The sequence below is a fragment of the Roseomonas haemaphysalidis genome (genome assembly GCF_017355405.1).
In the GTDB taxonomy this organism is placed as follows: domain Bacteria; phylum Pseudomonadota; class Alphaproteobacteria; order Acetobacterales; family Acetobacteraceae; genus Pseudoroseomonas; species Pseudoroseomonas haemaphysalidis.
This window is the reverse complement of sequence record NZ_CP061177.1, coordinates 18,628-38,411: the sequence shown is the minus strand read 5'-3', so window position 1 is coordinate 38,411 and position 19,784 is coordinate 18,628. Positions and strand designations below refer to the sequence as shown.

Sequence of the window (19,784 nt, the reverse complement as noted above, 5' to 3'; positions counted from 1 at the left end):
CCTGTTATTCGGCGGCCCGGCGGGGCGGGCAGGCAGGGGAAAGCATGACCTCGGCCGTCATGACACGGCCGCATCCCGCACCGCAACATGGGCGGCGCGGCGTGGGGCGGCATAGGGGGCCAGTTGCGCGGCCGGGGTGGTGACGCGCGCCAGCAGCCCGTCCACCAGCGCGAAATGCTCCTGCCAGCCGGGGGCGCGCCAATGCCGCAGGCGGTCCAGCTGGGCGGCGCGGCGCGGCCCGCGCGGCGCGGCGTAGTCCTGCACCGCGTCGCGCCACGCGGCGCCGTCCAGCGGGTCCAGGTAGTCGGGCACGGCGCCGCCGACCTCGCGCAGCGCCGGCAGGTCGGAACACACGGCGGGCACGCCCAGCGCCAGCGCTTCCGCCAGCGGCAGGCCGTAGCCCTCGGCGAAGGAAGGGAACAGCAGGGCGCGAGCGCCGCGCAGCAGCGCCGTCACCTCGCGGTCGGGCAGCTGCCCGGCTTCGCGCACGATGCCGTCCAGCGCCACGCAGCGTTCCAGGATGTCGACGACGTTCTCGTTTTCCCAGCCGCGCTTGCCGACGATCACCAGCCGCGGCGCGGGCTGGCCGGCGGAGCGCGCCGCCGCCATGTTGCGCCACAGGTGCAGCAGCAGCAGGTGGTTCTTGCGCGGCTCGATGGTGCCGAGCATCACGAAGTAGGGGTGCCCTTCCCCGCCCGGCCCGGCCGGCGGCGGCTCCGGCGCGACGTCGATGCCGAGCGGCGCCACCAGCACCGGCACCGCCTGCTGCCGCAGCCAGGGCCGCAGCGCCTGCGCCGTCGCCTCGGAATTGACGATCACGCCATCGGCCATGGCCCCGGTGCTGGCCATGCGGCGGCGGTGCTTCTCGGCCTGCCCGGGGCGGGCGTATTCCGGGTGGGTGACGGGGATGATGTCGTGGATCAGCGGCACAAAGGCGGCGCCGGCCCGGCGCATCGCCTCGATCGGCGCCTGGCGCTCCAGCGCGCGGTGGGACACCAGGAGAAAGGCGGTGCGGCGGCCGTTGTCCAGCAGCCGCCCCAGCGCGCCGCGCCCGCGCCCCAGCAGCAGCCGGCCGCGCGCGCCGAGCGCCACGGCGCCGGCGTGGCGCGCGGCCGCGGCGGCATCGGCGCCGCCGGTCCAGGCGGCCGTCAGCGCCTGCGCCAGCTCGGCCACCAGGTCGCGCGGCAGGAGGGCGAAGCCGCCGCGCAGGTCCTGCGCCACAAAGGCGCAGCTGTTGGCGGGGGCCTCGATCCAGCGGCGGGTATAGGCCAGCTCCACGCGGTCGATGCCGGATGGCGTGGGGCGCCGGCTGCAGGCCAGCAGGCGGGACACGTCGAGGATCACCTGCATCATCGCCCTCCAGCCTGCATCCCGGCGGCGCCGGCGGTCCGTGGGCGGCAACGGCCCAGGTGCCGGTCGTCTGTCATTCTGGTTATGTTGCAACTGCGAATAACACAACCGCTGATCGTCATGGCCCTGGCCGCGCGAAGCCCGTTTCAGAGCCCAGCGCGCCCCTGTCGCCGGTTCCGGCAGGCCGGACCGGAGATCGTGACCGGAGCGGGACCGCAGGAGGCCGCCATCGCGGCCCACTTGGCCGCAATGCAGTATTATTGCCTGGAATCACTATGGCGTGAATGAGGAATTGCATGCGGCGTTCAAGATTGTCGCCGCGTGATCACTTGCCGGAAAGCCGGGCCGTCGCCGCCGCCGCGAGTGCGGCGGCGGCGATGGCGCCGTTCAATCCATTTCGGGCGTGATCACATTGGCCGAATGGCCGTCCAGCAACACGTCGCGCATGGTTTCGGCGCTCTTGGTGCGGATGTCGTCATACGCGTCTGGCGTGTAGAAAGCACTGTGCGGCGTAATGATCAGCCGCCCGTCCAGCCAGGGTTCTCGCGCGCGGTAGGCCGCCAGCAGGCGGGGCGGCGGGTCGGCCGGCGGCTCGTCCGGGATGACGTCCAGGCCGGCGGCGCCGACATGGCCGGACTTCAGGGCATCGTAGAGCGCCTCGATGTCGATCATCGGGCCGCGCGCGGTGTTGACCACCACGGCGCCCGCCGGCAGCCGCGCCAGCTGCGCCGCGCCCACGAAGCCGCGGGTGTGGCGCGTCAGCGGCGCGTGCAGGGACAGGATGTCGGCCTGCTCCAGCAGCTCCTCCTGCGTGCGCACGCGCTCGATGCCCAGCGCCCGGTCCCAGCCGTTGTCCACATAGGGGTCGTGGAACACCACGCGGCAACCGAAGGCCTTGAAGCGCAGCGCCGCCGCCGTGCCGATCCGCCCCAGCCCCAGGATGCCCACCGTTTGCCGCCCCAGCCGCTGCAGGGCCGGGTGGCGCACGTAAACGAAGGGCGCCGGCGGCGCCGCGCGCTGCAGGTCGTGGTGCAGCGTGATGCCGCGCCGCAGCGCCAGCGCCAGGGTCACGGCGTGGTCCGCCACCTCGGTGGTGCCGTAGTCGGGCACGTTGCACACCAGCACGCCGCGCCGCCCCAGCTCCGCCCGGTCCAGCCGGTCGTAGCCCACGCCCATGCGCACCACGGCGCGCAGCCTGGGAAAGCGGGCGATCTGCTCGGCCGGCAGCCAGTTGCGGAACACGAACAGGCCTTCCACCTCGGCCGCCACGGCATCCGGCACGCCGGCCAGCGATTCCTCGCCGCCGCCATGCAGCAGCCGCACGCCGGGGCCCAGGATGCGCTGCTCCTCGGCGGTATCGGGGTAGAGCCGCTCGGGCTCCAGCACGGTCAGCATCGGCTCGTATCCTCCTGCATCCGGTCATCGCGCCGGGTGCGGGGAAGCATGCTTTCGGGGGCGGGGGGGCGCAAGGTGGCGGGCGTGGAGGAAGGCCGGGGGAAGGAATTCCCCCGGTCCCCCATCGTTTCCTTCTCTGTTTTCCGGGGGTGGCCGTGGCGGTGGGGGCGCTCCGGCCAGAGCCGCGGCAGCGTGAAACCGGACAGAAAAAAAGAAGGGGCCCGGGGAATTCTTTCCCCGGCCTTGCTGTCTTATCCTCGCCCCATCACGGCAGGACGACGCGGGCATGACGGAACGACGGGTGCTGGTCACGGGCGCTTCCAGCGGCATCGGCGCCGCCACGGCGCGCGCCCTGGCCGGGCCGGGGGTGTCGGTGGCGGTGCATGCCCGCCGCAACCGGGACGGCGCCGAACGCGTGGCGGCGGCGGTGCGGGACGCCGGCGGCACCGCGCATGTGCTGTTGCGCGACCTGTCCGTGGCCGGCGAGCCGGAAGCGCTGGTGGCGGAAGCGACGGCCGCGCTGGGCGGGCTGGACGTGGTGGTGTGCAACGCCGGCTTCGCCGACCGGACCTCCGTGGCCGAGTTGACGGAAGAAGGCTTCGCCCGCAGCCAGGACACGGTGCTGTGGGCCATGCTGCGGCTGGCGCGGGCGGCGGCGCCGTGGCTGGCGGCCTCGGGCCGGGCGCCGCGCCTGGTGGCCGTGTCGTCTTTTGTGGCGCACAGCTTCCGGCCGGATGCCACGCTGTTTCCCGCCACGGCGGTGGCCAAGGCGGGGGTGGAGGCGCTGGTCAGGACCCTGGCGGTGGAATGGGCGCCGGCTGTGACCGTCAACGCCGTGGCGCCGGGCTACATCCGCAAGGACGCGCAGGGGCATTCGGCGGTGGATGAGGGCGCGCGCGCCGCCATGGCCGCGCGCATCCCGCTGGGGCGCATCGGGCTGCCGGAGGAGGTGGCGGCGGCGGTGGCGTTTCTGGCCTCGCCCGGCGCGTCCTATGTCACGGGGCAGGTGCTGCACGTGAACGGCGGGCTGGTGATCTGACCGGGCGGCGCCGTCAGCGGCGCCGCTTGGCTTCCCCCACCAGCACGGCGGTGGACAGCAGGATGGCCGATACCAGCACCCCCACCGCCACCAGCCCGGCGGGGGTGGTGCGGGCCGTGACCTCCAGGCCGCGGCCATGCCGGAGGGTCAGGGCGATGCGGGCGCGCATCTCCTCCGGATGGGCGGGGGCGGTGGGCTGCTGCATGGGGCCTGGACTCCTGGCAAAGGCGGCGGGGGCGGGGATGGTGCCGCCTCAGGCCTTCTTTTCCCAGCCCCGCTCGCCCTGCTGCCAGTAGGCCAGCGCGTGGCCGGCGCTTTTCGCCGCCGCCCAGCGCTTGCGGGCGGCGGCCACGGCGGCGGGGTCCTCGCCGTCGAACAGGTCCAGCACGCGGTCGTAGTCCGCCAGGCGCGCGCTGTCCGCGCCTTCCACCAGAAACAGAAAGCGGGCGGCGTTGGGGGCCTCGTCGGCTTCCGTCAGCCAGATGGGCTGCAACTCCGGGCTGCCGCTGGCCTCGGTGCCATGGGGCAGCCAGTCGGGATCGGCCGACAGCCACAACGCGGCATCCAGCGCCGCGAGGCGCGGCGCGCTGCCGACGCGCACCACGGCGCGCCCGCCCTGCGCCAGCACGCGGCCCAGCAGCTTGGGCAGCGCCGCGTCCAGCGGCGTGCGGGTGAGGTGGTAGAAGCCGATCTCGGTCATTCTTCGTAGTGCGCGGCCACCAGCCGGTCGAGCAGCCGCACGCCGTAGCCGCTGGCGCCCTTGGGCACGGTGGCGCTGTCCTTGGTGGCCCAGGCGGTGCCGGCGATGTCGAGATGCGCCCAGGGCACGTGGCCGTCCTTGATGTCCACGAAGCGCTGGATGAAGCAGGCGGCGGCGGAGGAGCCGCCGGGGCGGCCGGCGACGTTCTTCATGTCCGCGATGTCGGACTTCAGGCCCTTGTCGTAGGCATCGCCCAGCGGCATGCGCCACAGCGTCTCGCCCACCGCCTTGCCGGCTTCCGTGAGCTGGGCGGCCAGCGTGTCGTCGTTGCTGTACAGCCCCGCGTGCTCGTGCCCCAGGGCCACGATGATGGCGCCCGTCAGCGTGGCGAGGTCCACCATCAGCTTCGGGCGGAAGCGGTGCTGCGCGTACCAGATGACGTCCGCCAGCACGAGGCGCCCTTCGGCGTCGGTGTTGATGATCTCCACCGTCTGGCCCGACGCGGTGGTCACCACGTCGCCCGGGCGCTGCGCGGTGTGGGAGGGCATGTTCTCCACCATGCCGACGAGGCCGACGACGTTGGCGCGCGCCTTGCGGCCGGCGATGGCGGCCATGGCGCCGATCACGGCGCCGCCGCCGCCCATGTCAAACTTCATGTCCTCCATGCCGCCGGCGGGCTTGATGGAGATGCCGCCGGTATCAAAGGTCACGCCCTTGCCGATAAAGGCGACGGGGGCCTCGCCGGGCGTGCCGCCGTTCCACTGCATCACCACCATGCGCGCTTCCCGCGCCGAGCCCATGGCCACGCCCAGGAGCGCGCCGAAGCCGAGCTTCTGCATCTCGTCCGGACCCATGATCTCGACGGTGACGCCGAGCTTTTCCAGCGGGCGGCAGCGCTCGGCGAAGCTTTCGGGGAAAAGCACGTTGGGCGGCTCGCTCACCAGGTCGCGGGTCAGCGCCACGCCGTGGGCGATGGCGGCCAGCGGCGCGTGCGCGGCCTGGGCGGCGGCCACGTCGGGCGTGGCGATGGTGACGCGCAGCAGCTTGGGCTTGTCCTCGGCCGACTCCTTGGTGCGGTAGCGGTCGAAGCGGTAGGCGCGCAGCCGCAGCGCGAGCGCGAAGCTGGCGGCGCCGGCGGCGTCCAGCGCCTCGGCCGCGACCGTGGCCTCGACCTCGGAGGCGATGGCGGGCAGGGCGGCGCCGCCCGCGGCCTCGGCCGCCGCCGTGCCGCCGCCGGCCGGGCCGAGCCCCACCGCCACCACGCGGGACAGGTGCCCGCCCGGCGCCCACAGTGTGGTGGCCTGGCCCTTTTTGCCCTTGAAGCCTGCCGCTTCCAGCCCGCGGGCGATGGCGCCGCCCGTGGCCTCGTCCGCCTGCCGGGCCAGCCCGTCCAGCCGGAAGCCCTCGGCCAGCGGCAGCACCAGGGCGCCGGCGCGGGGCAGCACGGGCTTGACGAAGAGGATATCGGTCATCGGGGGTTCCGTCGTCGGTGGGGCCAGTGGGGAAAGGATAGCCACGCCGGCGCGGGGGCGCCATGGGCGGGGGCAACGGCCCTGGGCCGGACGGCGCCCCGGGTGTAGAGCGGAGGATGCCGCCGCCGAACCGGGGGCCACGCCGCCGCGTTGTAGGGCCGCGCGCAGCAACGGGAGTACGGCCAGTGCCGGACCAGCAAGCATCGTTCGCGGCCACGGCGGCCGGCACCGGCGGCGACGGCCGGCTGACCGCCGGGCAGCGGGAAGGCGCCGCGCTGCAGGCGGGCGTGGCCCCGGCCGAGGCCGCGCCGCCCGCGCCCGCCGCCGCCCGCCCGGCGCCCGCGCCGCTGACCGGTGGCTCGCTCCGAATTGTGATGGCCGGCGCGTTGCTGACCATGTGCTTGGCTGCGCTGGACCAGAACATCGTCAACACCGCGCTGCCGCGCATGGTGGGCGAGCTGGGCGGCATGGCGCACCTGTCCTGGGTGGTCACCGCCTTCATGCTGTCCTCCACCGTCACCACGCCGCTGTATGGCAAGCTGAGCGACCTGTACGGCCGGCGGCGGCTGTTCTTCGTGGCGATCCTGCTGTTCCTGGCGGGCTCCTTCGCCAGCGGCGCGGCGCAGAGCATGGGGCAGTTGATCGCCTTTCGCGCGTTGCAGGGGCTGGGGGCGGGCGGGCTGCTGGTGCTGGCCCAGGCGGCGGTGGGCGACGTGGTGCCGCCCCGCCAGCGGCCCAAGTACCAGGGGCTGTTCACCGGCACCTTCGCGCTGGCCAGCGTGGCCGGGCCGCTTTTGGGCGGCTTCATCACGGAAGCGCTGTCCTGGCGCTGGGTGTTCTACGTCAACCTGCCGGTGGGCGCGCTGGCGCTGGCGCTGGTGGCCATGGGGCTGAAGGCCCGGCCCACCGGCCCGGCGCGGCCGATCGACTATGCCGGCACCGTGCTGTTGGCCGGCGCCACCGCAAGCCTGCTGCTGTTGCTGGCCTGGGGCGGGGTGGAATTCCCCTGGGTGTCCGGCGCCACCGCCGCCATGGCGGCGGCCACCGTGGGGCTGTTCGCGCTGTTCCTGTGGCGCGAAACGCGGGCGGCCGAGCCGCTGATCCGCCTGACGCTGTTCCGCAACCCGGTCTTCGCGCGCGGGGTGGCGGTGGGCGGCATGATGGTCTTCGCGATGCTGGGCTCCACCGTGTTCCTGCCGCTGTACTTCCAGCTGGCGCTCGGCATGGCGCCGGCCCGCGCGGGGGCGATGCTCTTGCCGCAGGTGGTGGGCATGGTCACGACCTCCATCATCGGCGGGCGCATCGTTTCCCGCCTCGGGCGCAACAAGCCGTTCCTGCTGGCGGGGCTGGGGCTGGAAGCGGTGGCGCTGGCGAGCCTGGCGCTGTTCGCCTGGCAGGGCGCGCCGGCGGCGCTGTTCCTGATTTCCATGGGGCTGCTGGGCATGGGCATGGGCATGGGCATGCCCAACCTGACCACCGCCGTGCAGAACGCCGTGGCGCACAAGGAGCTCGGCGCCGCGACGGGCGCCATGACCTTTGCCCGCTCGCTCGGCGGCGCGGTGGGCGTGGCGGCGTCGGGCACCATCATGACGCAGCGCCTGCTGGCCGCGACGCGCGACAGCGGCGGCGCGGTGGACATGGCGGCGATCACGGAGCACGGCGTGCAGGCGCTGTCGCACCTGTCCGCCGCGCAGCAGGCGGCGGTGGGCGATGCCTACCGCACCGCGCTGGTGGGCTGCTTTCTGCTCAGCGCCGTGGTGATGACCGCGGCGTTCCTGCTGGTGCTGGGGCTGCCGGAACAGACGCTGCGCGACAGGATCGAGGAGAAGGCGGCCTGACGCGAAGGAACAGGCCGGGGGAATGAAGTCCCCCTGCGGAAACGCAGCGCCAGAACGGCTGCGCCCGCGACAGCGGAAAACCGAAGCAGGGGCCCGGAGAATTCCTTCCCCGGCCTGTCTCCTAAGATCTTCGCGCGCTCACCACAGCACGTTCTCCACCGGCTTCACCGGAGCAGGCGCCGCGCTTTCGCCGCGCAGGTGTTCCAGGTCGATCTGGATGGTGCGGGTGATGGAGGTCAGCGGCACGTCGTGGGCGGTGTTCTCGAAGGGGTTCTGCAGGTCGGCGCCGACGCGGTCCATGGCCAGCAGCATGAAGCCGACGATGGTCGAGGCCAGCGGCGTGTAGATGGTCAGGCTGTCCACCAGCCCGATCGGCAGCAGCACGCAGAACAGCTGCACGAACAGGGTGGGGAAGTAATCGTAGCCGCGCGGCAGGGGGGTGTTCTTGATGCGCTCCATGCCGCCCTGGGCGTTGCTCATGTCCACCAGCAGGCGCTCGGCCTGCACGCGGCGGATCGAATCCACCCAGCCGCGCTCGGCGGCGGTGGCGAGCAGGGCGGCGGTGCCGTTCAGGATGGCGTTGGGGACGTTGGCCACCTCGCGCAGCTCGGCAATCTCCCCGGCCGGCAGGAAGTCGCCGATCTCGGCCAGGCAGTCCTGCCGGCGCAGGTGGCAGCGCAGGGCATGCACATAGCCGATCTGCCGGCGGACCAGGGCGTGGCGCAGCGCCTCGCTGTCCGGGCGGCGGTCGATCAGGTGCATCGCCTCGCGCCCGAAGGACCGGGAAGCATTGACCATGGCGCCCCAGAGCGTGCGCGCTTCCCACCACCGCTGGTAGGCGCTGTTGTTGCGGAAGCCGAGAAACAGCGCCAGCGCCGAGCCCAGCAGGGGCAGCGGCAGGGTGGGCAGCTCGAACTCCGGGTGGGGGATGTAGGTATAGGCCAGGGTGACCGCGACATCCCACAGGAACAGGAACACCAGCGGCCAGCCGATGTAGCGCAGCATGCGGTGCAGCCGCGCGGATTCAGGCAGGACCATCGAGTCTCACTTCCAGTGTCCCCTGCGGAACCACCGGAAGCGCGTTAGGTTGCGGTGCAGCATGTTGGCCGCCGCGCCAGCAAGAAGACGTTCTTTTTTGGAAAAAAGAACTAAAAAACTTTTCTCCATTTGGCGCTGCGCGAAGGGGTCCCGCGCGGCGCCAAACAGGTAAAGTCTTTTTGCTTCTTTTTCTTCAGAAAAAGAAGGTCTTGCTTAGCCCATAACTTCGGTCAGCGCCGCGTCGATGGCGTTGGTGATGGCGTCGATGTCGTCTGCCGTCGCGATCAGCGCGGGGCTGAGGCAGAGGGTGTTGTTCAGCCCGGGCAGCGAGCGGTTGGTGGCGCCGATGATCACGCCGTTCTTCATGCAATGCGCGACGACCGCCTGCACCTTGGCCTCGGCCAGGGGTTCCTTGGTGGTGCGGTCCGCCACCAGCTCGGCGCCCTGGAACAGGCCGACGCCGCGCACGTCGCCGATGGCCGCGTGCTTCTCCTGCAGCGCCAGCAGGTTGGCGCGCAGGCGCTCGCCCATGCGGGTGGTGTTGCCCAGCAGGTCCTCGTCCTCGATGATCCGCATGTTTTCCAGCGCCGCCGCGGGGCCGGCCAGGCAGCCGCCGAAGGTGGAGATGTCGCGGAAGTAGTTCAGCGGGTCCGACGGGTCGTTCTTGAACATCTCGAACACCGCCTCGGTCGTGACGGTGCAGGAGATGGCGGCGTAGCCGGAGGCCAGGCCCTTGGCCATGGTCACGAAGTCGGGCTTCACGCCGTACTGCTGGTAGCCGAACCAGGTGCCGGTGCGGCCCAGGCCGCAGACCACCTCGTCGATGTGCAGCAGGATGTCGTACTTGGCGCAGATCTCCTGCACGCGGGGCCAGTAGCCCTCGGGCGGGGCGATCACGCCGCCGCCGGCGGTCACCGGCTCCAGGCACAAGAGGCCGATGGTGTCCGGGCCTTCGCGCAGGATCACCTCCTCGATCGCGTTGGCGGCGGCAATGCCGTAGTGCGGCGCGTCGGGGTACTGGTTGCGATATTCCAGGCAGTGCGGGACTTCCACGAAGCCTTCGGGGAAGGGGCCGTAGTGGCTGGCGCGCTGCGGCTGGCCGCAGGCGGCGAGCACGCCCAGCGTGGTGCCGTGGTAGTCGCGCTCGCGGTACAGGATCTTGCTCTTCTTGCCGCCATGCACCTGCGCCGAAAGCTGGCGCACCATCTTGAAGACCTTCTCGTTCGCTTCCGAGCCGGAGTTCGAATAATAGACGCGGGTCAGGCCCGGCATCTTCTCGATCAGCTTCTGGGCGAAGCGCGCGCCCGGCTCGCTGCCGGCGGAGCCCGCGAAGTAGTTCAGCTTGACCAGCTGGTCGCGCACCGCGTTGGCGATGCTTTCCCGCCCGTAGCCGACATTCACGGTCCAGACGCCACCGGAAACCGCGTCCAGGTATTCCTTGCCCGTCGCGTCCCACAGCCGCATGCCGCGGCCCTCGATCATGATGCGCGGGTCGATGGTCTCGTAGGGCTTGTGCTGCGAGAGGTGGTGCCAGACATGCGCGCGATCGGCCTCGATCAGGCCGGCGATGTCGTTGGGCTTGGCGATGACGTTCATGGGGCGGGGCCTCTCACGGCGGCGGTGGCGCGGTGAGAGGAGCTTACAGCAAGTGACACGGCTGTCGCCTGGGGGATCCGGGGAAAAGCGCTGCTCAGCGGCCCAGGTAAAGGCGGCGGGTGGGAAAGGACAGCCACACCCGGCGCTGTTCCAGCCAGTCGCGGCCCAGCGTCAGCTCGTCGGGCTCGCCCGGCTCGTTGGCGCTGACCACGATGTTCTGGTCGCGCAGCACCTCGCCGCCCACGGCGAGTTCCGCCAGGCGGTATTCCTGGCCCGCCCGGGCGGTGGCGTTGGAGCCGTAGCTGGTGCCGCGGCGGCCGGTGGGCGTGTTCAGGTTCAGCCGGGCGGCCAGCCGGGTGGTCAGGGTGGTGACGTTGTTGCCGGTGTGGATGCGCGCCCGGACCATCTGGCCGTTCACCCGCGCCTGCACGTAGGGCACGCCGCTGGGGTCGGCTTCGAGCGGCACCGCCACGGCGCCGGGCCAGGGCGGCATGGCGGCGCGGCAGCCGCGCGCGCGGTGGAGCGCGATGCGGCGGCGGCCCAGGTCGAGATCCAGCTCCGCGTCGCGCAGCAGCTGCGCGCCGATCACGCCGTCGAACGGCGGGCGGCTGCCGCCCCGCCCGTAGAAGGGCCGCACCGCGATGCTGCGCAGCGGCCAGTCCTGGTTGCCGGTCCGCAGGCTCTCGACCAGCACGTTCGGGCGGGTGATCGAGACGCCGCCGGCGGCCGCGTAGCCGGACTGGGCGCGCGGGTCCTCCGGCAGCTTCAGGCGCTGCGCCACCTCCGGTTGCAGGCTGGACAGGCCGAGACCGGTGTCGAGTTCCATCAGCAGCGGCTGGCCGTTCAGCGCCGCCGCCAGGATCGCCCCGGTCTCGTCCTGCAGCGGCAGCAGCCCTTCGTCGCCGAACACGCAGTCCTGGACCGCCTGGCGCGGCGCCGGCGCCTCCCCGGGCGCCGCGCAGGCCCCGAGCAGAGCCACCAAGCCAAGAAGCATCGGGAAGGGGGCGCGGCGGGGCATGGCGGTCATCCGGCGGTGAAGCGCAAGCTTAGCCGGGTGCCGCCCCGCTGTCAGCGGGCGGCGGGGGGCTGCTCCGCCGGCAGCATCCTGTTGAAATCGGTGTCCAGCCGGGCCAGTGCGGTATTGATGGTGTCGCGACGTTCCTTCACCCAGCTCTCCTGCCCCGCCACGGCGGTGCGGGCTTCCTCCAGCATCCGCGTCATCTCGGCCGGCTGCGGGCCGCCGGCGGTGGCGCGGTCGCGGATGATGGCGACGGGATCGAGCGTCGCGCGGAACTCCGCCTCGCTCATCGGCAGGGCGCCGCCGTCCACCTTCATCTCGGCCAGGGTCTGGGCGTAGATGCGCTGCGCCTCGGCGTAGGGGAAGTCGCTGGGGCGGATGTCGTGCAGCTTGGCGAAGTCCACCACCTCGGAGGCGAAGTGGTGGCCGACGCGGAAGGGCAGGGCGTATTGGCGCATCAGCACGTCCGCCAGCTCCTGCGACGCGGTCCAGTCGCTGTTCAGCTCCTCCATCGCGCGGGCCGGGTCGATCACCAGGGCGCCCAGGATGCGGTCCCAGTCGCGCAGGATGCGGGTGGTGCCGGAGAGCACGGCGGCGTTGTCTGCCACGCCCTTGGCGTCGGACATGCCGGGCGGCAGGTTGTGCGCCTGGATGGTGCGGCCCATGCCCAGCGTGATGACCATGGAGGCCTGCGCGCGGGTGCTGTTCAGCAGCCCCGGGTTGCGCTTCTGCGGCATGGCGGAGGAGACGTAGGTGTTGCCGTCGCCTTCGCGCAGCAGGATCCAGGGGCGGGACTGGCTGTATTGCTGCATCACGTCCTCGATGAACGCCCCGGTGTGCAGCGCGATGCCGGTGGCGATGCCGCCGATCTCCACCGGCATTTCCACCGCCGAGATCTGCGCGGCGTCGTAGGCGTTGTCCACCGTGGCCGCGAAGCCGAGGTAGGATGCCATGCGGTCGCGGTTCAGCGGCCAGCTGGTGCCGTTCAGCACCGTGGTGCCCATGGGCGAGCGGTCCAGCCGCGCATAGGCCTGGCGCAGCCGCTCGGCATCCCGCAGCAGCCCGGCGACGTGGCCGAGCAGGTAATGGCCGTAGCTGTTGGGCTGGGCCGCGACGCCGTTGGTGTAGTTGGGCACCGGCGTCGCCGCATGCTCGGTGGCCAGCTTCACCAGGGTGGCGGTGGTGCGGTTGAGCTGGGCGGCGGTGTTCAGCAGCTCGTCGCGCAGCATGGCGGCGCGCACGGTGGACAGCATGTCCTGGCTGGAGCGGCCGGCGTGCAGCAGCGTGGCTTCCACGCCGGCGGCCTCGATCAGGATGGGCTCGAAGGTGATCACCAGGGTGGGGCGGCGGGCGCCGGGCTGCTCGGCCGCCTTGAGCATGCGGTCGAGCCCGGCCGCGATGCGGGGCGCCAGGGCGCGGTCCAGCAGCCCCTGCTCCGTGTTGATCACGGCGGTGGCCTTGTTGATCTCGCCCAGCCAGAAGAAGTCGTCGCGCCGGGGCGGCTGCGCCTGGGCCGGGCGGGGTGCCGCGGCGGGCGCCGGCTCGGCATTGGCGGGCTGGGCGTTGGCGGGCGGGCTCAGGCCCGCCTGGGCGCAGGCGGTCATCAGGGCGGCTCCGAGACAGGCCTTCAGCCTGGATGTGGTGCGTGCGCGCATGATGTGGTGTTCCCCCTCGGTGGTCGCGGGAGCATAGACCCGCGCCGGGGCGGGGCAACCTCATGTGCACGCCGCCCGCGCCCGGGCCGCGGTGCCGGGCGCCGCAGCGGGCGCGATTGATTCCCCCGGGGCTGCTTCTGCCCCCGCCGCATCTGGCGTAAAGCTGCAGGCATCATGACAGACCAAGACCTGCTCGCCCTCGCTGCCCGCCTGGCGCAAACCGCCGCCGACGCCATCCTGACCGTGCGCGACGCCGGCTTCGCGGTGGAGCGCAAGGACGACCAGAGCCCCGTCACCGCCGCCGACCGGCTGGCCGAGGGCATCATCCTGGAGGGCCTGCGCGCCGCCACGCCGGACATTCCCGTGGTGGCGGAGGAGGAATGCTCGGAAGGCGTGGTCACCGCCGTGGGCCGCCGCTTCTGGTCCGTGGACCCGCTGGACGGCACGCGGGAATTCGCCGCCGGGCGCGACCACTACACCGTCAACATCGGGCTGGTGGTGGACGGCCGCGCTTATCTCGGCGCCGTGGCGCTGCCGGCCTTCGCGGAGGTGTTCACCGGCATCGTCGGCCTCGGCGCCTGGAAGCGCGACGCGGCGGGCGAGCGGCCGATCGGCGCGCGGCGGGAGCCGGAGGAAGGGCTGACGGTCTTCGCCAGCCGCCACTACGCGGGCGACGAGCGGCTGGACCGGCTGCTGGCCGGGCGCCGCGTGGCGGCCAAGCACGAGATCGGCTCGGCCGTGAAGTTCGTGCGGCTGGCCGAGGGGCTGGGCGACATCTACCCGCGCTTCGGCCGCACCATGGAATGGGACACGGTGGCGCCCGAGGCCGTGCTGCGCGGCGCCGGCGGCCGGGTGACGCAGATGGACGGCGAAACGCCGCTGCAATACGGCAAGCCGGGCTGGGAAAACCCACCCTTCCTGTGCCGGGGCCGCGCGTGACGGAACGGCTGGCGCCGGCCGACATCGGCCGCGCGGCGGCGCTGCTGCGCGGCGGCGGGCTGGTCGCCTTTCCGACCGAGACGGTCTACGGCCTGGGCGCCGACGCGCGCGACGCGGGCGCGGTGGCCGCGGTCTTCGCCGCCAAGGGGCGGCCCTCCTTCAACCCGCTGATCAGCCATTTTCCCGATGCCGTGGCGGCCTTCGCCGAGGCGCGGGCCGACGACCGGGCGCGCGCGCTGGCCGCGCGCTTCTGGCCCGGGCCGCTGACCCTGGTGCTGCCGCGCGCGGCCGGCAGCCGCATCGACCCCCTGGTGGCGGCGGGGCTGGACACGCTGGCGGTGCGCGTGCCCGCCCACCCGCTGGCACAGGCCCTGTTGCGGCAGGCGGGCGTGCCGGTGGCGGCGCCCTCGGCCAACCGCTCGGGCGGGGTGTCCCCCACCACGGCGGCGCATGTGCTGGCGGGGCTGGACGGGCGGCTGGCGGCGGTGCTGGACGGCGGCCCCTGCGCGGTGGGGCTGGAAAGCACGGTGCTGGACCTGTCCGGCCCGGTGGCCACGCTGCTGCGCCCCGGCGGCGTGCCGCGGGAAGCGGTCGAGGCGCTGCTCGGCCCCGTGGCGGTGGCCGGCGCCCATGCGGGCGAGGCGGCGCGGCCCTCGCCCGGCATGCTGCTGTCGCACTACGCGCCCGGGCTGCCGCTGCGGCTGGACGCCGCCGCCGTGGCGGCGGACGAGGCGCTGCTGGCCTTCGGCGCGCCGCTGCCGGGCGCCGGCGCGGTGTGGCAGCTCAGCGAGGGCGGCGACGTGGTGGAAGCCGCGTCCCGCCTGTTCGCAGGTCTGCGCTGGCTGGATGCGGAAGGCGCGCGGCTGGGCCTGCGCGGCATCGCCGCCATGCCGGTGCCGGCGGCGGGGCTGGGGGTGGCGATCAACGACCGGCTGGCGCGCGCGGCGGCGCCGCGGTGAGGCGAGGCCGGGGGAAGGAATTCCCCCGGGCCGCCATCTTTTTCCGCCTGTTTCCGCGCGTGGCGGCTGCCGGTGTTTCCAGGCCATATGCTGGACGTTCGCGAGCCGTCGCTGCGGCGGGACGGTTGCTGGCCGGCCCGCTTTTGAAAGAACGACGCTGCCGTGGAAGGGGCGCGGCGGGGCTTGATGCTGCGCGGATGCGTGGCCGGGCGATGCCATGCGCGCCGGCCCGGCATCGGCAGGAAGGACAGGCGTGGCGGCGCATGGAGCGATTGTCATGTCGGGGTCGCGTCCGGCGGCCCGGCCGGGCGGTAACGCCATCATGGGACGCCGGCGTCGGCCGACCGGAACCTCAAGGACCACGACCATGATGACCAATCGACTGCGCGGGATCGGCGCGGCTGCCGTCCTGCTCGCCCTCGGCGCCTGCGACACGATGGGCCAGCAGCCCGCGATGATGGGCGGCATCGGCTCGGGCGGCATGACCAACCCGGGCGCGATGCCGGCGGCCACGCCGATGATGATGATGCCGGTGACCGTGGGCGGCCAGGCGATGCTGCCGTCGCGCGACATCGTCGACAACGCGGTGAACTCGGCCGACCACACCACGCTGGTGGCGGCGGTGAAGGCGGCGGGGCTGGTGGAAACGCTGAAGGGCCCGGGGCCGTTCACCGTCTTCGCGCCCACCAACGCGGCCTTCGACGCGCTGCCGCGCGGCACGGTGCAGACCCTGCTGCGCCCGGCCAACAAGACGCAGCTGACCGCGGTGCTGACCTACCACGTGGTGCCCGGCCGGCTGGACTTCGACGCGCTGCACCGCATGGTAATGCAGGGTGGCGGCCGCGCCACGCTGACCACCGTGAACGGCCAGCCGCTGACCGTGACGATGAACGGCGCGCGCAACCTGCTGGTGTCGGACGCCAGCGGCCACACCGCGCGCATCACCACCTACGACGTCATGCAGTCCAACGGCGTCATCCAGGTGATCGACACGGTGCTGCTGCCGAACTGAGGCCGGATCAGGGCCGGTAGGGCGCGCGGCCGCTGGCCAGCGCCTCCTCCAGCAGGTCGAGCCGGTCCTGGCCCCAGAACACCTCGCCATCCAGCACGTAGGAGGGCGAGCCGAAGACGTCGGCTTCCAGGGCAAGGGGCAGCATGGCGTCGTAGCGCGCGGCGACCTCGGGCGCCGAGGCGCGTTCGGACAGGCCCGGCGCATCGGCCAGGCGGTCGATTGCCGCCGGGTCGGCGAGGTCCAGGCAGTCGGCCCAGATGGCGTGAAAGGCGCGGCGCATGAACGCGTCGGGGTCCTGGCCATCCAGGATCAGGCGGGTGACGGCGTGGTCCAGCAGCGTCGGGTCGAAGCGCGTGGGGCGGGGCTGCGGCACCAGCGGCAGGCCGCGCCGCGCGCTCCAGCGCTGCAGTTCCACCAAACGGTAGCGCTGGCGCACCGGGTGGCGCTGCGGCAGCATCAGCCCGCCGGTTTGCGGAAACAGCTCGCGCAGCGGCACGGGCCGCGGGTCCACGGTCGCGCCGTGCGCGGCGGCCATCTCCATGAAGCGCGCGTGGCCGAGATAGGCCCAGGGCGAGGCCATGGAGAAATAGTAGTCGATGCTGCGGGCCATGCGGCGGGTCCTCCGTTTGGCGGGCAGTGTCGCGCCCGGTGGCGCGGCCTGTCCAGACGGCGCTTGACGCGGGGCGCGCGGCCGGGATTGATGGGGCCGTCATGACCGCAGCCGCCCGCCATCGCAGCCCGCAGCAACGCCCCCGCACCGCGGGCGCGACGGCGCGCGCGTGGGGGATGGGGCACCGCTAGCCCCGCCGCCGCGCGTTTCGCAGCCCGCCCTTTCCCGGCGGAAGTGCTGCGCAAGTCCCGGCCTCCCGCCTGCCACGTTCAGGAGCCCGAGACATGATGTTCGCGACCGAGGATGAGTTGCGCCTGGTGGCCGAGGGGCTGATGCGCCGCACGCTGCCGAAGCCGGCCTGGACGCACGCGGCGCATGTCGCCGCCGCCGTCTGGATCACCGCCCGCTGCCCGGGCGTGGTGCCGGAACGCGACATGCCCGGCTTCATCCGCGCCTTCAACACCGCGACCGGCGTGGCGAACAGCGACTCGGGTGGCTACCACGCCACCATCACCCTGGCCGCCCTGCGCGCCACCGCGTGGTTTCTGGCGGCGCGGCCGGCGGTGCCGCTGCCCGAGGCCTGCAACGCGCTGCTGGCTTCGGCGGTGGGGCGGCGCGGCTGGATGGCGGCGCATTGGTCGGACGCGCTGTTGTGGAGCGTGGCGGCGCGGCGGGCCTGGGTGGCGCCCGACCGCGCGCCGCTGCCCTGGGGCCCTTAGTCCGGGATCTGGCTGATGTCGCGCGGCTCGGCCGGCTGCGTGCCGTTCATCCGCTGGCGCGTCGCGGCCAGCGCGGCATAGGTGCGCAGCCGGGCCCGCATCAGCGAGCCGAGCGGCCGGTGCGCGGCCAGGCTGTGCGCGGGGCGGAAGGACATGCGCTCGTTCATGTAGGCGTGCCGGGCCGGGCTCATCGCCGGCTGGCGCGGCAGCCGTAGCCGCGCGACGGCGCGGTAGGGGCTCTGCTCCTCGGGCCATTCCACCGAGGCGTCCTCCACCGGCATGCTGTCCAGGTCGGTGCAGAGCTGCACGCGGATCTCGAATTCCGCATCCTCGCGCGTGAAGTAGTCGACCGTCGCGTCGCGGAAGGTGTTGGGATTCTTGGAGGTGTCGAGCGGATCGTCGCCCAGCGCCGCTTGCCCGGCGGACACCGGCACGGCGGCGATCTTGGCGACGTGGTCGCCGTAGCGCAGCGCCGCCTGGCTGTAGTAGCTGTCCACCAGCGGGTGGCGCGGCGAATGGCCGAAGAAGTCCAGCAGCGGGCTGTCGCCGCCCGTCACCGCCTTGACGACCTTGTTGACGGCGCCAGCCACCGTGGAAACGGCGGCCTTGACGCCCTGCGGCATGCCGGCGCCCTTTTCCAGCCCCTTGATGGCGGTCAGAAAGCCGGCGGCGTCGGCATTGGGGAACACCGGGCCGGTGGCCAGCACGAAGTCCTGCGTTTGGCCGTTCTCATGGCCGGGCAGCTTCTCGCCCTCGACGCCGAAGACCTTGATGGCCATGCCGCGGTGGGTGGAAACGCTGTCGTCCAGGTCCTCGCCCGGCCCCTGCGCCAGCCGCACCGCGACGTCGTGGCGGCCGGGGTTGGCGAACAGGCCCTGGCGCAGCTCCGGCGGCAGGCCGTCCAGCACGGTCAGCGTCCCCTTCAGCACGGCGCTGGCCTTGGCGTGCGAGGCGCGCACGGCGTGCTTTTCGCGCTCCGCCACCGTGCGCGTTTCCTGCGTCATGGAGGCGATGATGCCCTCGATCGCCCTGTCCTCGCCTTCCGGCCGGGTTTCGATGCTGTCGCTGTAGCGGATGGGGGGGCGCTGGTCAGCCATGCTGCGTCGTTCCTCGGCTCTGGGACGCGGCGCGGGGGCAGGCACGGCGGCGTCCAGAAACCCTAACGTGGCAGCGCGGGACCGGGACCGTTCACGGTGTCGTGTGGGCGGAGGAGAAGGTCGGGGGGGGGGCCGGGGAATTCGCGCCCCGGCCCTGCCTTACGCCGCTTGCCGCCGCGCCACGCCCATCTCGTCCAGCACCGTGCCGATGGCGCAGAGCGCGAAGCGGATGTCGTCGGCATGCACGTCGCCGATGCAGCCGATGCGCAGGCTGGGCACGGGGGTGTTGTGGAAGTTGCTGATCAGCACGCCATGCTTCTTCAGCCGCTCGACGAAGTCGAGCAGCGTGAAGGCGGGGTCGGCGGGCTGGTGCACCGTGACGATGATGGGCCCCTGGTGCGCCCAGTCGAGGTAGGGGCGCATGCCCAGCGCCTGCACGCCCTCATGCAGCAGCCGGGCGTTTTCGCGGTAGCGGGCCAGGCGCGCGGGCTGGCCGCCTTCCTTTTGAAAGATGTCCAGCGCCACGCCGAAGGCGTGCAGCGCCTGCACCGGCGGCGTGAAGCGGAAGGAGCCCCAGCCCGCCTTCATGGCCGTGGCATAGACGTCCGACAGGTCAAAGGACCAGGAGCCGGCATTGCCGGCGCATTCCAGCACGCGCGCGATGGGCGACACCGCGAAGGCGATGCCGGGCAGGCCCTCGATGCATTTGTTGGAGGTGAAGACCACCGCGTCCACCTCCGGCTGCGCCTTGAGGTCGAAGGGCAGGGCGCCGAAGGCGGAAACGGCGTCCACGATCATGCGCCGGCCGGCCGCGCGCACCGCAGCACCCAGCGCCACCACGTCGTTGACGATGCCGCTGCCGGTTTCCGAATACACCACGCCCACATGGCCGATGGCCGGGTCGGCGGCCAGGGCGTCGGCGACTTCCCCCGGCGTGACGCTGCGGAAGTCGGGCACGGCGAGCGCCACCACCTCGCGCCCCGCCTCGCGCGCCAGGCGGGCCATGCGCTCGGCGTAGGAGCCGTTCATCACCACCAGCAGCTTGCGCCCCGCCGGCACGAAGGTGCGGATGGCGGCTTCCGTGATGAAGTGGCCGGCGCCCTGCAGCGGCAGGCAGGCGTGCTCCCCCGCGACGCCGCCGGCGATGTCGCGCACCGTGTCGCGGATGGCGGCGTAGCGGGCTTTGAAGTCGTTGTCCCAGGGGGCGATGTCCACGGCCATGGCGGCCCGCACGTCGGGGCGGGTTTGCACGGGGCCGGGAATGAGCAGCAGCATGGAAAGGGGTCCTGTCGGGGCGAAGCCCGCACAGGCTGCACGCCGCCGCGTGCCAAGGGAACCCCCCTCGAC

At 72.8% G+C, this 19,784-nt stretch carries 18 protein-coding genes; 6 read left to right on the top strand and 12 right to left on the bottom strand.

Features of this window, described 5'->3' with window-relative positions; genetic code table 11:
• Positions 1-57 precede the first annotated feature (57 nt).
• Both IAI59_RS00180 and IAI59_RS00175 read right to left on the bottom strand, forming a co-directional pair.
• Positions 58-1,353: a glycosyltransferase family 4 protein gene (locus tag IAI59_RS00180; protein WP_237180734.1), complete on the bottom strand. Its 1,296-nt coding sequence runs from the start codon at positions 1,351-1,353 to the stop codon at positions 58-60.
• A 384-nt stretch (positions 1,354-1,737) separates the two neighbouring features.
• A complete protein-coding gene (locus IAI59_RS00175) occupies positions 1,738-2,745 on the bottom strand; it encodes a C-terminal binding protein (RefSeq protein WP_207417558.1) in 1,008 nt (335 codons plus the stop codon).
• Between the two features lie 286 nt (positions 2,746-3,031).
• On the opposite strand from IAI59_RS00175, the gene IAI59_RS00170 reads away from it, so the two are divergent.
• Positions 3,032-3,784 (top strand): SDR family NAD(P)-dependent oxidoreductase, encoded by a 753-nt coding sequence (locus IAI59_RS00170; RefSeq protein WP_207417557.1) that lies wholly within the window; start codon positions 3,032-3,034, stop codon positions 3,782-3,784.
• A 13-nt stretch (positions 3,785-3,797) separates the two neighbouring features.
• Here the strand turns inward: IAI59_RS00170 and IAI59_RS00165 are convergent, their stop codons facing one another.
• Genes IAI59_RS00165 through IAI59_RS00155 form a run of 3 tightly spaced genes read right to left on the bottom strand, consistent with a single transcriptional unit; the run spans position 3,798 to position 5,956 of the window.
• On the bottom strand, positions 3,798-3,989 hold the full coding sequence (locus IAI59_RS00165; protein WP_207417556.1) for a hypothetical protein: 192 nt from the start codon (positions 3,987-3,989) through the stop codon (positions 3,798-3,800).
• A 48-nt stretch (positions 3,990-4,037) separates the two neighbouring features.
• Positions 4,038-4,484 carry a DNA polymerase III subunit chi gene (locus IAI59_RS00160; RefSeq protein WP_207417555.1) on the bottom strand — a complete coding sequence of 149 codons (447 nt, stop codon included), beginning with the start codon at positions 4,482-4,484 and terminating at the stop codon, positions 4,038-4,040.
• Entirely contained in the window at positions 4,481-5,956 is a 1,476-nt protein-coding gene (locus tag IAI59_RS00155; RefSeq protein WP_207417554.1) for a leucyl aminopeptidase, read from the bottom strand. The genes IAI59_RS00160 and IAI59_RS00155 overlap by 4 nt, the downstream gene beginning before the upstream one ends.
• Before the next feature lie 185 nt (positions 5,957-6,141).
• On the opposite strand from IAI59_RS00155, the gene IAI59_RS00150 reads away from it, so the two are divergent.
• Positions 6,142-7,794 (top strand): MDR family MFS transporter, encoded by a 1,653-nt coding sequence (locus IAI59_RS00150; protein WP_237181161.1) that lies wholly within the window; start codon positions 6,142-6,144, stop codon positions 7,792-7,794.
• A gap of 138 nt (positions 7,795-7,932) precedes the next feature.
• Here IAI59_RS00150 and IAI59_RS00145 read toward each other — a convergent pair whose 3' ends face one another.
• The 4 genes from IAI59_RS00145 to IAI59_RS00130 all read right to left on the bottom strand — a co-directional run bounded on the left by IAI59_RS00145 (position 7,933) and on the right by IAI59_RS00130 (position 13,050).
• Positions 7,933-8,832, bottom strand: a complete 900-nt coding sequence (locus IAI59_RS00145) for a bestrophin family protein (protein ID WP_207417551.1) — start codon at positions 8,830-8,832, stop codon at positions 7,933-7,935.
• A 213-nt stretch (positions 8,833-9,045) separates the two neighbouring features.
• The gene (locus tag IAI59_RS00140) at positions 9,046-10,428 is read right to left on the bottom strand and encodes an aminotransferase family protein (RefSeq protein ID WP_207417550.1); all 1,383 of its coding nucleotides are present in this window, start codon (positions 10,426-10,428) and stop codon (positions 9,046-9,048) included.
• 94 nt (positions 10,429-10,522) lie between these two features.
• The gene (locus tag IAI59_RS00135) at positions 10,523-11,446 is read right to left on the bottom strand and encodes an aspartyl protease family protein (RefSeq protein WP_207417549.1); all 924 of its coding nucleotides are present in this window, start codon (positions 11,444-11,446) and stop codon (positions 10,523-10,525) included.
• Between the two features lie 50 nt (positions 11,447-11,496).
• Positions 11,497-13,050 (bottom strand): lyase family protein, encoded by a 1,554-nt coding sequence (locus IAI59_RS00130; protein WP_207417548.1) that lies wholly within the window; start codon positions 13,048-13,050, stop codon positions 11,497-11,499.
• Positions 13,051-13,275: 225 nt separating this feature from the next.
• Here IAI59_RS00130 and IAI59_RS22885 point away from each other — a divergent pair, with 225 nt between their 5' ends.
• The 3 genes from IAI59_RS22885 (at position 13,276) to IAI59_RS00120 (ending at position 16,011) form a co-directional block, all read left to right on the top strand.
• Positions 13,276-14,040, top strand: coding sequence for a 3'(2'),5'-bisphosphate nucleotidase CysQ family protein (locus IAI59_RS22885; RefSeq protein ID WP_237180733.1), 765 nt, complete (start codon positions 13,276-13,278; stop codon positions 14,038-14,040).
• A complete protein-coding gene (locus IAI59_RS00125; protein WP_237181160.1) occupies positions 14,037-14,999 on the top strand; it encodes an L-threonylcarbamoyladenylate synthase in 963 nt (320 codons plus the stop codon). Before IAI59_RS22885 ends, IAI59_RS00125 begins: the two co-directional genes overlap by 4 nt.
• A gap of 367 nt (positions 15,000-15,366) precedes the next feature.
• Positions 15,367-16,011 (top strand): fasciclin domain-containing protein, encoded by a 645-nt coding sequence (locus IAI59_RS00120; protein ID WP_408887614.1) that lies wholly within the window; start codon positions 15,367-15,369, stop codon positions 16,009-16,011.
• 7 nt (positions 16,012-16,018) lie between these two features.
• Here IAI59_RS00120 and IAI59_RS00115 read toward each other — a convergent pair whose 3' ends face one another.
• Positions 16,019-16,621 carry a 2-hydroxychromene-2-carboxylate isomerase gene (locus IAI59_RS00115; protein WP_207417544.1) on the bottom strand — a complete coding sequence of 201 codons (603 nt, stop codon included), beginning with the start codon at positions 16,619-16,621 and terminating at the stop codon, positions 16,019-16,021.
• Between the two features lie 284 nt (positions 16,622-16,905).
• Here IAI59_RS00115 and IAI59_RS00110 point away from each other — a divergent pair, with 284 nt between their 5' ends.
• On the top strand, positions 16,906-17,340 hold the full coding sequence (locus tag IAI59_RS00110; protein WP_207417542.1) for a hypothetical protein: 435 nt from the start codon (positions 16,906-16,908) through the stop codon (positions 17,338-17,340).
• Here IAI59_RS00110 and IAI59_RS00105 read toward each other — a convergent pair.
• Together IAI59_RS00105 and IAI59_RS00100 are read right to left on the bottom strand one after the other, a co-directional pair.
• Complete coding sequence (locus IAI59_RS00105) at positions 17,337-18,437, bottom strand: catalase family protein (RefSeq protein ID WP_207417540.1); 1,101 nt, start codon at positions 18,435-18,437, stop codon at positions 17,337-17,339. The two genes, IAI59_RS00110 and IAI59_RS00105, sit on opposite strands and share 4 nt — an antisense overlap.
• Positions 18,438-18,596: 159 nt before the next feature.
• Positions 18,597-19,712, bottom strand: coding sequence for a 2-aminoethylphosphonate--pyruvate transaminase (locus tag IAI59_RS00100; protein WP_207417538.1), 1,116 nt, complete (start codon positions 19,710-19,712; stop codon positions 18,597-18,599).
• Positions 19,713-19,784 lie beyond the last annotated feature (72 nt).